The organism is Perspicuibacillus lycopersici, assembly GCF_025660475.1.
Taxonomy (GTDB): Bacteria; Bacillota; Bacilli; order Bacillales; family Caldibacillaceae; genus Perspicuibacillus; species Perspicuibacillus lycopersici.
In genome coordinates this window covers 96,530-109,233 of sequence record NZ_JAOUSF010000006.1, presented here as the reverse complement: position 1 = coordinate 109,233, position 12,704 = coordinate 96,530, and the positions used below count along the sequence as shown (strand labels likewise).

General features: G+C 34.8%; 12 protein-coding genes. 3 read left to right on the top strand and 9 right to left on the bottom strand.

Going from position 1 to position 12,704, the window contains the following annotated elements:
• Positions 1-39 precede the first annotated feature (39 nt).
• Positions 40-684, bottom strand: a complete 645-nt coding sequence (gene trhA, locus OEV98_RS16255; RefSeq protein WP_263074406.1) for a PAQR family membrane homeostasis protein TrhA — start codon at positions 682-684, stop codon at positions 40-42.
• Between the two features lie 294 nt (positions 685-978).
• Here trhA and OEV98_RS16250 point away from each other — a divergent pair, with 294 nt between their 5' ends.
• Together OEV98_RS16250 and OEV98_RS16245 are read left to right on the top strand one after the other, a co-directional pair.
• Positions 979-1,599 (top strand): DUF47 domain-containing protein, encoded by a 621-nt coding sequence (locus OEV98_RS16250; protein WP_263074405.1) that lies wholly within the window; start codon positions 979-981, stop codon positions 1,597-1,599.
• 48 nt (positions 1,600-1,647) lie between these two features.
• On the top strand, positions 1,648-2,649 hold the full coding sequence (locus OEV98_RS16245; RefSeq protein WP_263074404.1) for an inorganic phosphate transporter: 1,002 nt from the start codon (positions 1,648-1,650) through the stop codon (positions 2,647-2,649).
• A gap of 140 nt (positions 2,650-2,789) precedes the next feature.
• Here OEV98_RS16245 and OEV98_RS16240 read toward each other — a convergent pair whose 3' ends face one another.
• Complete coding sequence (locus OEV98_RS16240; protein WP_263074403.1) at positions 2,790-3,716, bottom strand: DUF1002 domain-containing protein; 927 nt, start codon at positions 3,714-3,716, stop codon at positions 2,790-2,792.
• Between the two features lie 394 nt (positions 3,717-4,110).
• Here OEV98_RS16240 and OEV98_RS16235 point away from each other — a divergent pair, with 394 nt between their 5' ends.
• On the top strand, positions 4,111-4,728 hold the full coding sequence (locus tag OEV98_RS16235) for a hypothetical protein (protein ID WP_317633826.1): 618 nt from the start codon (positions 4,111-4,113) through the stop codon (positions 4,726-4,728).
• A gap of 60 nt (positions 4,729-4,788) precedes the next feature.
• On the opposite strand, the gene OEV98_RS16230 is transcribed toward OEV98_RS16235, so the two are convergent.
• From OEV98_RS16230 to OEV98_RS16200, 7 genes are all read right to left on the bottom strand, one after another.
• Complete coding sequence (locus OEV98_RS16230) at positions 4,789-5,862, bottom strand: ABC transporter substrate-binding protein (protein WP_263074402.1); 1,074 nt, start codon at positions 5,860-5,862, stop codon at positions 4,789-4,791.
• Positions 5,859-6,662 (bottom strand): ABC transporter permease, encoded by an 804-nt coding sequence (locus OEV98_RS16225; protein ID WP_263074401.1) that lies wholly within the window; start codon positions 6,660-6,662, stop codon positions 5,859-5,861. Before OEV98_RS16225 ends, OEV98_RS16230 begins: the two co-directional genes overlap by 4 nt.
• Before the next feature lies 1 nt (position 6,663).
• Positions 6,664-7,464, bottom strand: a complete 801-nt coding sequence (locus tag OEV98_RS16220) for an ABC transporter permease (RefSeq protein ID WP_263074400.1) — start codon at positions 7,462-7,464, stop codon at positions 6,664-6,666.
• Positions 7,454-8,569, bottom strand: a complete 1,116-nt coding sequence (locus OEV98_RS16215) for an ABC transporter ATP-binding protein (RefSeq protein WP_407676526.1) — start codon at positions 8,567-8,569, stop codon at positions 7,454-7,456. Before OEV98_RS16215 ends, OEV98_RS16220 begins: the two co-directional genes overlap by 11 nt.
• Before the next feature lie 70 nt (positions 8,570-8,639).
• Positions 8,640-9,182: a helix-turn-helix domain-containing protein gene (locus OEV98_RS16210; RefSeq protein ID WP_263074398.1), complete on the bottom strand. Its 543-nt coding sequence runs from the start codon at positions 9,180-9,182 to the stop codon at positions 8,640-8,642.
• Positions 9,183-9,406: 224 nt separating this feature from the next.
• Positions 9,407-11,110: a methyl-accepting chemotaxis protein gene (locus OEV98_RS16205; RefSeq protein ID WP_263074397.1), complete on the bottom strand. Its 1,704-nt coding sequence runs from the start codon at positions 11,108-11,110 to the stop codon at positions 9,407-9,409.
• A 342-nt stretch (positions 11,111-11,452) separates the two neighbouring features.
• Positions 11,453-12,694 (bottom strand): homoserine dehydrogenase, encoded by a 1,242-nt coding sequence (locus OEV98_RS16200; protein WP_263074396.1) that lies wholly within the window; start codon positions 12,692-12,694, stop codon positions 11,453-11,455.
• Positions 12,695-12,704: the final 10 nt, after the last annotated feature.

Here is a 12,704-nt window from a genome sequence, read left to right as displayed (position 1 = left end):
AAGACCAATACTGATTGGATCTTAGGCATTAATATAGAATTATACATACAACAAAACACAAAAATACATTAAGGCATTTCCAGCAATGACAAATAAATGCCAAATTCCATGACTAAACGGTAACTTATTAAACGAATAAAAAATGGTACCTATTGTATACATTAACCCGCCAGTAAATAACAACCCAAAACCTGCAGGTGTTAAATTTTCATACAGTGGTTTAATTGCAATGATAATTAGCCACCCCATCACTAAATAAAACATTGTCGATAAATGTTTAAAGCGACCGATAAAAAAGCATTTAAAAATTATCCCAACAATCGCCAATGTCCATATTGTTGCAAACAATGCCCAGCCAATCGTACCTTTTAAAGTAATTAATCCAAACGGTGTATATGTACCCGCAATTAATAAATAGATTGCAGAGTGGTCAAGTATTTGAAATATTTTTTTTGCCTTTTTCGTATGGAACAAGCTGTGAAGCATCGTCGAACAGAAATATAAAAACACCATCGAGCCACCAAAAATCACATAACTAAGCAGATGGATTCGGCTTTGATTCGCAGCAAGGTCAATTAAATACAGCATTGCTGGAATACTTAACAGAAAACCAATACCATGCGTAATGGCATTTACTAGTTCATCCTTCCAATTATCATCCTGTTTTTGTTTTGTATTTTCCATAGTGGCACCTCCTGCGCTTTATGAAATTCCATTCTTTTAACCATTTTCTACTGGATATGAATGTTGGGCTTATTCTGTGACTTTTTTTAAAAAAATATTTACATAATTAATACCACCTATTGGTAACAATAAGTGAGCATTGATATTTCTTGATTTCACTCGCAATACTTGGTTGCACGTTTTTTGTGAAAATGAACAATTGGAAAACATTTATGGAAACTAAATGACTAAATCTCACAATCGAGATATAATAGCATATGTGTGTTTAATCTTATCTTTATGGAGGCAATAAATATGGCATTTGGGAAAAAGAAAGATAAATTTTCAGTATTATTATGTGATATCTCAGAAAATATTAAGGAAGCAGCAACCTTCTTTTATGACTTCCAAATAAAAACAGCAAGTGATATAAAAATATTCTCTGATAAAGTAAAGGAACATGAGGCTAAAGGGGATACATTAGTACATACAGTAATTAAAGAATTAAACCATGCTTTTATCACACCAATTGAAAGAGAAGATATTTTGCTTCTTACTTTGACTTTGGATGATGTTATTGATGGTTTAGAGGAAACAACTGCACTTTTCGATATGTATTCCATCATCCATCCTACGGAGCATATGAAATCCTTTGTTTCCCATATTAAAAACTGTGCATTTGAGATTCATACATGTATCGAATTGTTATCTGAAAGAAAATTAGCAGATATACATCTTCATGCTATAAAAATTAAGGAATATGAATCCAACTGCGATCATTTATTAAGAATTGCGATTAAAGAATTATTTGCTACAGAAAAAGATCCTATTAAAATTATTCAATTTAAAGAAGTTTATGAAAGCCTTGAGGAAATTGCAGATTACTGTCAATCGGTAGCTACCGCACTAGAAACAGTAGTTATGAAAAATGCTTAATAATCAATAAATTCTTAGAAAAATATTAATAAAGAAGGAAAAATGTCTATGGATTCTGGTCTCTTAATAACTATATTAATTGTTATCTTTGCACTGGGTTTTGATTTTATTAACGGGTTTCATGATACAGCAAATGCGATTGCTACCAGTGTTTCTACAAAAGCATTAAAACCAAGACAAGCTATACTTTTAGCTGCTGTAATGAATTTTGTCGGTGCCATGACCTTTACTGGTGTTGCTAAAGCAATTACAAAGGATATCGTGGATCCGTTTGTGTTACCAAATGGGTTAACCGTGATTCTTTCGGCGCTAATTGCAGCCATAGTTTGGAACTTACTTACATGGTATTTCGGAATTCCAAGTAGCTCCTCACATGCGTTAATTGGATCTATTGCTGGGGCAGCAATAGTAAGTGTCGATTTTACAGTATTAAATTATAAAGGCTTCATTAAAATTATCGAAGCATTGGTTTTATCCCCTATTTTAGCTTTTGTTTTAGGGTATATTGTTTATAGTTTGTTTAAAGTATTTTTAAAAAATCTAAACCTACCGAAAACAAATAAACGATTCCGCTACATTCAAATTGTAACTGCTGCATTACAATCGTACACACACGGTACAAATGATGCGCAAAAAACAATGGGGATAATTACAATGGCATTAATTGCAGGAAATTATCTTAAGTCTGGCGAAGTTCCTTTTTGGGTACAATTTTCATGTGCGCTTGCCATGGGTCTAGGAACATCTGTCGGTGGCTGGCGGATTATAAAAACGGTCGGTGGTAAGATTATGAAAATCCGCCCAGTTAATGGAGTTGCTGCGGACTTAACAGGTGCTTCAATCATTTTTGGAGCGACACTTATTCATTTGCCTGTTAGTACGACACATGTTATCTCTTCTTCGATACTAGGCGTTGGTTCTGCGCATCGAATTCGCGGAGTTAAGTGGGATACTGCGAAGCGGATGGTCATTACTTGGTTTATTACATTGCCAATTTCCGCAATATTAGCTGGTGTGATTTATACCATTTTAAATTTATTTTTACACTAAGGTTGAATTTAACCGTTACATTTTAACGATTATGCTTTCGTATAGAATGCTGCTATTTGTAGATAGTCCGCAGACTAAAATACCCCATATAAAAAGGGCTCCCCTGTTTCTAGGTAGCCCTTTTTACTTATAATTAGTAGTTATTTCGAACCAAATAAATTCCCGAAGAAGTTTCCAATTTCGCGAAGAATATTTCCAATAAAATCTAATATTCCTTGGAAGAAGCCTTTATCGATTCCAGCCTCTTCTAGCTTATCCTGAATATCACTTGCAAGGTTTTCTAATTGATTTTTCATTTCTCCAAAATCGATGTCTAAGTTTCGAATTTTATCAAACAAATCGATAAGCATTTGTTTGTACTTATCGGGTATCGTTATATTTAATTCCTTTAATTGATCCTCCACAATTTTTTCCACTTCTTCTCTAGTGGCAGGGTTTTGCTCTGCTATTGCTTGTTTAATTTCTGTTAACAGCTCACTAACTTGCTCCTGGCTGATTCCTGCATCCTCTGCTAAAGATGTAGCAACATCAAGCTCTTCGTTTGCTACTTCTAGTCTCGCAGTATCCAATTCTTCTCCACTCACCTCATATGCTTTAAAGATTCCAGTTAAGGCAGAATGCCCGGTTACTTTTACAGGTGATGCTACTTCAATTTGTGCATCCTCTATACCAGCTGTAATCAATGCATTAGCATACATTTCATTCGTAACCTCTGTAATATTCTCTGGTGTAATTTGTACGACACGAATACCTTGTCCTTTATCCAAGCGTGTAATTTTAGCAGATGAGAACATTCGAGAATTCGGATCACCATTAATGTATTTTTCAGCATCTTCTCCAGTTACGGTTATTTCTGTAATATCGTCTCCATCATTTACCTTTAGGAGCTTTTTCGTTTCATCCTTTTGTGCATCTGTTAAGGAACCGCCTAAAACAACAATCGGTGCACCGTACTTTTCATCAATCGCTTTTTCAGAATCGCCTTCACTCGCCAACACAATCGATGGTGTTCCAAGACAAATTAATAACGCGATAATCACTATTACTTGTCCAATTTTCTTCCACATTTTGTTTGCTCCTTTTAAGCTTTTTCAAAAATCACTACCACTATTATATATACCAATCAATAGAGTTGGAATAGAACTAACAATTAAATTGTTTACGATTTTATTCTATCCATGTATACTAGAAAAGATTTGTGATTTGATTTTACCATACCATTTTCATAACAGATGCTTTCTCAAAATTATATTACAATTATTTTACAAAAATATTGAAAAAATTAAATTAATTAGTACTTGTATTTTTCAAGGAATGCCTTATGATTAAAATATATATTTCTTGATATTTTGAAACTTTCTTAGCTTCTAATACGTCATTAATAATACAAATTCCTAATCGAACTCAATAGATAAAATTTTTAACGTATTTTTGGGGATACTGCGTAGGGAGAATGAGATTATGGAAAACAAAAATAAAGTCATTTACATCCTTTTAACGGATACTGGGACTTTACTTAACCGGGTTATTAAATGGTTTACAAACGCACCATATAATCATGTGTCACTTGTGTTTGACGAGAAATTATCCGAGATGTATAGTTTCGGCCGTAAACAACCAAGAAATCCTTTAATTGCTGGTTTTGTAAAAGAGGATATTTATTACGGTACCTATCGATATTTTCAAAACACAAGATGTCTGCTTTTAAAAATTAATGTATCAGAGGAAGAATATAAAAAAATAGCCAACACAGTTCAGTTTTTCGAATCAAATAAAGAGCTGTTTACCTATAATTTTATTGGTTTATTTGGGGTGCTCCTGAATTATCCAATAAAAAAGAAAAATTCTTTTTTCTGTTCCCAATTTGTTGCAGAGGTTTTTAAACGGAGTGGAATGCCACTATGGGATCTACCATCTGCACTTGTAACACCACATGATTTTTATGAGCACCATTCATTTGAAATTATTTATGAAGGTAGACTTTATAATTACCCTTTACTTGAACAAGAACTAATTTTAGAAAATGAGCTTGCTGAGTTCAGCCCGGTAGCTGCTTTAAAAAAATTACTGCCATTATAAACATTATATTCATACGTGAAAAGGCTATTGCTTCTATTGAAAGCAATAGCCTTTTCTTCTTTACTTTTTATGCATTTTAAACTGTAAGTACAGTTCATTATAATAGCCTAGCATTTCTTTTCCTAGATTTTCATATACTTCGAGCTTCGCTGTTAATTCTGGTGATGGATAAAAACGTTCATCCGTAACCGTTTCTTCCGGCAACAACTCCATCGCTGCTTTATTCGGAGTAGAATAGCCTACCCAATCTGTATTTTGGGCAGCAATCTCAGCATTAAGCATAAAATTAATGAATTGATGTGCCCCATCGATATTTTTCGCCGTTTTCGGAATCACCATACTGTCAAACCATAAATTCGAACCTTCTTCTGGTACGACATATTCTAGCGCTTCATTTTCCCACATAATATCAGCTGCGACCCCTGACCATACAACACCAATCGCTGCTTCGCCATTTGCTAAAAGCATGCTAATTTCGTCACCGACTATTCCTTTAATATTCGGCTGCAAATCTTCTAATTTTTCCTTTGCTTCTTGTAAATGATCTTTATTTGTATCATTTAACGAATAGTTTAAACTGTTTAAACCAAATCCCATTACTTCTCTAGCTCCATCCACTAGGAGAATTTGATTTCTCAAATCGTCTGCCCATAAATCATTCCAGCTGTTAAATTCACGATCTCCTAAAAGGGTTGGATTGTAGGCAATTCCTACCGTTCCCCAAAAATACGGAATGGAATATTGATTTCCCGGATCGAAGGAAAGATCTAAAAACCGCTCATCAATATTTTTTAAATTTGGGATTTTCGAGTGATCGATTTTATACAATAAATCGTCCTCCACCATTTGTTCAATCGCATATTCAGAAGGAACTGCTACATCATAGGATGTTCCCCCCTGCTGAATTTTTGTCATAGCAGCCTCATTCGAATCAAAGGTTTCATAAATTACGGTTAGGCCAGTTTCCTCTTCAAATTGATCAATCAATGTTGGATCAATATAACCCCCCCAGTTATATACAGTTATCGTGTTTCCACCAGAATATCCTTGTGAGCTATTTAATTTATCAACCCAAAAAATCAAAAGAAAGGAAACGACAAATAAGGCAACTAATGCTTGAATTAATTTTTTCATTTTCTTGCCCCCAATCCAATCGGGCGAGCATTTCGCTTCGTAATGAAGTAGTAGCCGACAACAAGCAATAATGTAAAGACAAATAATAATGTGGATAATGCGTTAATATTTAACGATATTCCTCTACGAGCTAATGAATAAATTTCTACTGATAATGTTGTAAACCCATTCCCCGTTACGAAGAACGTTACCGCAAAGTCGTCAAGTGAATACGTAAGTGCCATGAAAAATCCCGCAAAAATCCCTGGCGTAATGTACGGTAAAACAACTTTTGACAATACATCCCAGCGACTGGCGCCAAGATCACGTGCTGCATCAATTAACGATGCACCCATTTCTTGAAGCTTCGGTAACACCATTAATACAACAATCGGTACATTAAATGCAATATGTGATAATAATACCGATGTAAATCCTAATTTTATCCCAACGAATGTAAATAAAATTAAGAAGGATGCACCGATAATAACATCTGGACTCACAATTAATACATTATTTAATGATAAAAGGAAATTTTTTGCATATACTTTTCGAACATACCATATCGCAATTGCTCCGGATATTCCTAGCACAGTAGAAATCCCAGCAGACAATAACGCAATGATGATTGTATTTAAAACAATAATGAGTAAGCGAGAATCCTGAAATAATTCCTTATACCAATCCAATGTAAATCCTTCAAAATCATACATTTTCCCACCACTATTGAAGGAATAAAACATTAAATAGAAAATCGGTACGTATAAAATGATGAAGATCACCACTAGATAAAGATTCGATAGTTTAAATTTTTTCTTCATCTTATAACCCCCGTTTCCGATTTCCAGTGAAAAACATAATCACTGCCATAATAATGACTAAAAATACTGCAATAGTTGAACCCATGCCCCAATCTTGCGTTACAAGAAAATGTTGTTCCACAGCAGTTCCTAATGTAATTACACGGTTTCCTGCAATGAGGCGAGTAAGCATAAATAAGCTTAGTGCCGGAATGAAGACAACCTGACAGCCAGATTTGACCCCATCGATCGTTAATGGAACAATTACCTTCCAAAATGTTGTCCATCCAGAAGCACCTAAGTCACGTGATGCATCTACAAAGGTTGGATTCAATTTATCTAATGCATTGAAAATAGGTAAAATCATAAATGGTATAAAGATATATACCGATACAAATATAAAGCTAAAATCAGTAAATAAAATTTGTTTCGTACCAATACCAAACACTTCAAGCATCGCATTGGCAAATCCAAAGGTACCAAAGATTCCTAGAAATGCGTAAGCTTTTAACAGCAAATTAATCCACGAAGGAACAATAATTAATAACAACCATAAGTGCTTATATTTCGTCTTCGTTAGTAAAAATGCCGTTGGATAGGCAACAATTAACGTAAAGGCAGTAATCAAAAATGCATACCAAAAGGAACTAAGCGTCATTTTCAAATAAACTGGTGTAAAAAATTTTTGGTAGTTTATTAAAGAAAAATTGCCATGAATATCAATAAAAGAGTAATAAACAATGAGTAGAATTGGCGTGATAACAAATAAGGCAATCCATAAGACATAAGGGATTAAATAAAGATTTCTGCTTCTAGTTTCCATTTTCAACACCCTGATCATCATAGGCTTCTAGACGTGCATCAAATTCTTCTTCTGTTTCCCCTAGTCTCATGACATGAATAGCCTCAGGTTCAAAATACAAGCCAATTTCTTCGCCAACTACTGCTTTTTTCGTGGAATGTACAATCCATTCATTTCCATTCTCATCATATCCGCAAATTTCATAATGAACACCACGGAATAGCTGGGAATCCACTTTCACCTTTAAATGCCCTTTTTCCTTTGTCGTAATTTCTAAGTCCTCTGGACGGATAACAACCTCTACTGATTCATTCGGATTGAAGCCTTGATCGACACATTCAAACTCTTTTCCATCAAATTGTACTACAAAGTCACGAAGCATCTTTCCTTGGATAATATTCGATTCGCCGATAAAGTCTGCTACAAAGCGATTAATCGGTTCATCATAAATATCCGTAGGGACACCTCTTTGCTGGATTTTGCCTTTATTAATAACAAAGATTTCATCACTCATTGCTAATGCTTCTTCTTGATCATGTGTGACAAACACAAAGGTAATTCCTAATCTACGTTGGAGCTCGCGAAGCTCATATTGCATTTCTGTTCGCAACTTCAAATCAAGAGCAGACAACGGCTCATCTAATAGAAGCACCTCGGGCTCATTTACAATTGCACGCGCAATAGCAACCCGCTGTCTTTGCCCACCAGACATTTCACTAATTTCTCTATTTTCGTATGCCTCTAAGTTAACGAAACGAAGCGCCTCTTGAACCTTTTTCTGGATGTCAGCATTTTTCAGCTTTTTCACACGAAGTCCAAAGGCTACATTTTCAAATACATTTAGATGCGGAAATAGAGCATAGTCTTGAAACACTGTATTTACTTGGCGTTTATTTGCTGGTACATCATTTACTAATTTATCATTGATGTAAATTTTCCCATGTGACGCTTCTACTAGTCCAGAAATAAGACGTAATATTGTTGTTTTTCCACAACCGGAAGGACCAAGAAGTGTATAAAACTTCCCGCGTTCCATTTCAAAGCTGACATTGTCCAGTACTGCAGCATCATTATCATACTGCTTTGTTACATTTTCAAAACGAATAATTGTACTAGTTGACAAAATTAATCCCCCTTCGATTCCTATGTATTTTCTTTACGTGATGAGATCACATCAAGCTACTAGATTTGATTGATTATAAATACGATTCGGTTGCTACGAGTAAAAGCTCTGATACTCCATGAAAATCATTCATTATTTGATGGTCGTCAGAGGCATGAAAATAAATTGAATCTCCTGCTTTGGCAAAATAGCTTCTTTTCCCTAGCTTGATTACTACTTGTCCTTTTAATACAAAGGCAAATGTTTCAGAAAGTGATGGCTCAAATTCTTTAAACTTCCCATTCGGTTCAAGTGTAAGTAAAATCGGTTCCATATCATTTTCATTGGATTCCGGGACTAGCCACTGGATCTTATAGCCGAGCTCTTCATCAATATACTCTGTTTGATCATCTTCCCCATAAATAACTTTTTGCTCATTTTCCTTATCATCAAAAAAATCCCTTGGGGAACACCCTAATACTTCCAGTATGTCAAAGAAAGTTTCGATCGATGGTGAACTTAAATCACGCTCAATTTGCGAAATATAACCTTTGCTTAGATCCGTTCTTTCTCCTAGCTCTTCTTGTGTTAACCCTTTTTTTAATCGTAAATTTTTGATTTTCTTACCAATTCGCATAGTGGACCCCAATCATTCATTTTGTTTACTCCAAGTAAACTTTAAGTGAAAAAAGTTTATTTTTATAAAACTTTAAGTTTACTTGATTTTCTTCACAATTCCCTATTATACACTGATTCTATTGGGTTGCAATAGGTTTTTTTAATTTTATTTATTAATTCAGAAACTTGCATATAAAAAAGAGGAACTGCTATTATTTTTAGCAATTCCTCTTTTTCTATTAATTAAATAGTAAACTTTTTCATCACTTCTTTTAACTTTTCCGATTCTTGCTCAAGCTCAACAGCATTACTATGAATTTTCTCCATATATCCATTTGCTTGTTGTACGGTTGCTGTCGTTTCTTCTATTCCTGCAGTTGATTGCTCAGAAACTGCTGCAATGGTTTCAATTGATGCCCCGATCGTTTGTGAATTCTCAATGACTTCATATAATGTTTCGGTCATTGTACTGATTTGTTTACCGACTTCTTCAATTATCACTAACATATCGTCAAAGGTTGCCTCGGTAATATGCATTTGCTCAGTACCATTACGAACCAATAGATAACCTTCTTCTAAGGAAGTTAATACGGAATCCGATTCTTCTTGAATATCAATTAAAATACCACTAATATCTTTTACGGAAGCTTTAACTTGTACGGCTAATTTCCGAACCTCATTCGCAACTACTGCAAAGCCTTTTCCATGCTCCCCTGCTCTTGCTGCCTCAATGGAAGCATTTAATGCTAATAAATTCGTTTGTTCTGCAATTTCTTTTATAACCGATGTTAAACTACTAATATTTTTGATTTTCTCGTCTAGCCCTTTAAGTCCTTCAAAGGATTGATCAATTTTTTCATGAATGACCTTCATTTGACCAACCGTTGTATCCATATTTTTATTTCCTTTATTGGTGATTGTAATCATATTTTCCGATAATTGTTTCGTTTCTTCTGTTTGGTAAACAACAGCAGCAATTGTATCTAAATAATGCTTCGTTTGTTCAAATAAATTATTCGCTGATTGGGCTTGTTCTTCCGACCCACTCGATAATTCTTCCATTGTAGCAGCTATTTGCTCCCCACCAGATTGAAGCTCATCTGCAAATTCGGTTAGCTCTTTACTTTTATCAAATACGCGGTTAGACACATAGGATAGGTGTGTAATCATCGTGTTTAAATTCGATTTCATCGTATTTATCGATTGGCTTAATTGCCCAATTTCATCCTTATAGACATAGTCCAAATCAAGAACTTGTAAATTGCCATTAGCGATTTCATTCGCAACGGACACGACTTTACTTAAGTTTCGTTTTACTCCCCGATTGATGAATAATAGTAGCAATCCACCAAAGACAGTTGCCACAACGATAGAAATGATTAATACAATCATACTCTGATTTTGTTTGAGTTCCGTTTGTTCCAGTGCGTGGAGATTATCTGCTTCCGTCATTTTTAATAGCTCGTCCAACATTTCCACTGTTTCCAGTCGGATATCTCGCGCCAAGGATCGTTCTTCTAATGCGGCGGCATTATTGGTGCTTTGGATTGCCGGGTAAATTCCATTAACAAAAACATCATGATGCAATGCAAAATTATCCCTAATTTCCTTCATTAATTCTATTTGTTCTTTCTCCTGTAACAATGGCGTTATTTGGTCAGCAAGTGATTCTAGCTCTGTTGTTAATTGTTCTGCTTCACTATAGAATGCTACCCATTTGGTGATAACGAAATCGGCCACACGAATATCCTTTGTGTTGAATGTATTCGTCATTTCCGTTACAAGCTCATTAATTTGATCAAGTCTCTCAACTGTCTCGAGATTTTTTCGAATTTGATACGATTCATAGCAGACTATTCCTGCTGCAACAAGGAATAAAAGAATGGTTCCAACTAATGCAATTCGATACTTTGTGCCTATTTTCGTGTTTCTATACCACTTCCGCATACATGCACCCCATTAAATTGTTTTCTACCTCGAATTATTGTTCATGTATATCATTGTCACTTGTTTTTTCGTTCATTTTTAAGAATGTATTTGTATAGCTTGTTGCTGCTTGAAAACAGCCCAAATAAAAAGAATGTCTATGAATTATTATAAGACATTCCTTTTTGATTTACATTATTTTATTTTCATAGAATAATTATTTATCGTTTTTTCGCAAAGAATATTGCTAGTTGGAAATAGGTTAACACAGAAAACTTATTTCATTAAATTGCAACATTGTCTATAAAACAGGCTAATTTTAAGTAGAATAGATTTCTCATAATAATATCTAGCCGTTAACAATCATTTATGCAAAAAGGATACGTTAGTTAATTCTACATACTTTGCTTTCTGTATTTTAATATATTCAAATACATTAACCTTTAGGAAATTTTGCAGTAATTGGATATCTATTTCCGATCCTTTCACAAGAAGAACTACTTCTCTAGCTTCACAATACGTTTGCAATTGGTGGAGCTGATTGGGTAGTTGCGCTACTTGATTTTCTTTACAAAAAATCACCCAATTTTTCTCTTCTGCCGAAATACTTTCGTTGAGTAATAGTTTTACTGTTTTTTGACCATTATAAGCATTAATCCCTTGATAGATTCCAACGAGATCTTCTAGCAAAGCACTAGCTGTCGGTAATTTTCCAGCACCAGGACCAGTAAACGATAATTCTCCAGCAAGGGAGCAATCCAGATGAATACTATTATTCACCCCATCTACTTGATAAAAAGGATGGCTTGCATCGATTAAAACTGGCTTCACCCAATATTGTAATGGTGCTTGGTTAAAATATGCTAAATGTTTAAAGCGTAAACCAATCTTTTCTGCCAATGAAATAAATGCCTGGGATATGGAGGTAATCCCTTCTCGATGTATGTTACCTGTACTAGGCTCGTTTCCGGTGATTGTTCGAATTAAAATCACTAATTTATTCCATGCATCGATGCCTTCAATATCACTGGCCGGATCCGCCTCTGCATAACCTAATGTTTGTGCCTGTAGTAGCGCATCGTCAAATGATAAGCCTTTCGTTCTCATTTCCGTTAAAATAAAATTAGATGTACCATTTAATATCCCTTGAAAAGAATTCATCCGGTTTGTACGCAAAAGTGTTTGCAATGCACCAATAATTGGGACAGCACCAGCAACTGTAGCATCATATCGAAGCTTTACACCATATTTTTCAGCAGCAACCATTAGTTCACTTCCGTAGTGTGCAACCAGCTTTTTATTGGCAGTGATAATATGACAACCTTTTTTCATTAAAGCCTGTATATACGTAAATGCTGGTTCACAATCCACGATTGCCTCAAATACGATTTCTAACTCCGGAATCGATACTATATCTTGAAAACTAGTAGTGATGATTGTCCCCTCATTTACAGCACGTCCTTTGTCTTCATTTTTTACAAGAATGGCGACGATTTCAATTGGTTCGCCTAGGATGGACTGTAACTCATCATCGTGTGTCTGAATTGCGTCATATATTCCTTGACCGACTGTACCAAAACCGAGGATTGCAGCTTTTTTTACCATAAACGTCCAC

Excerpts from the sequence above, each read along its gene's own strand:
- trhA (WP_263074406.1), bottom strand. The coding sequence starts at position 684 with ATGGAAAATACAAAACAAAAACAGGATGATAATTGGAAGGATGAACTA.
- OEV98_RS16250 (WP_263074405.1), top strand. The coding sequence starts at position 979 with ATGGCATTTGGGAAAAAGAAAGATAAATTTTCAGTATTATTATGTGAT.
- OEV98_RS16245 (WP_263074404.1), top strand. The coding sequence starts at position 1,648 with ATGGATTCTGGTCTCTTAATAACTATATTAATTGTTATCTTTGCACTG.
- OEV98_RS16240 (WP_263074403.1), bottom strand. The coding sequence starts at position 3,716 with ATGTGGAAGAAAATTGGACAAGTAATAGTGATTATCGCGTTATTAATT.
- OEV98_RS16235 (WP_317633826.1), top strand. The coding sequence starts at position 4,111 with ATGGAAAACAAAAATAAAGTCATTTACATCCTTTTAACGGATACTGGG.
- OEV98_RS16230 (WP_263074402.1), bottom strand. The coding sequence starts at position 5,862 with ATGAAAAAATTAATTCAAGCATTAGTTGCCTTATTTGTCGTTTCCTTT.
- OEV98_RS16225 (WP_263074401.1), bottom strand. The coding sequence starts at position 6,662 with ATGAAGAAAAAATTTAAACTATCGAATCTTTATCTAGTGGTGATCTTC.
- OEV98_RS16220 (WP_263074400.1), bottom strand. The coding sequence starts at position 7,464 with ATGGAAACTAGAAGCAGAAATCTTTATTTAATCCCTTATGTCTTATGG.
- OEV98_RS16210 (WP_263074398.1), bottom strand. The coding sequence starts at position 9,182 with ATGCGAATTGGTAAGAAAATCAAAAATTTACGATTAAAAAAAGGGTTA.
- OEV98_RS16205 (WP_263074397.1), bottom strand. The coding sequence starts at position 11,110 with ATGCGGAAGTGGTATAGAAACACGAAAATAGGCACAAAGTATCGAATT.
- OEV98_RS16200 (WP_263074396.1), bottom strand. The coding sequence starts at position 12,694 with ATGGTAAAAAAAGCTGCAATCCTCGGTTTTGGTACAGTCGGTCAAGGA.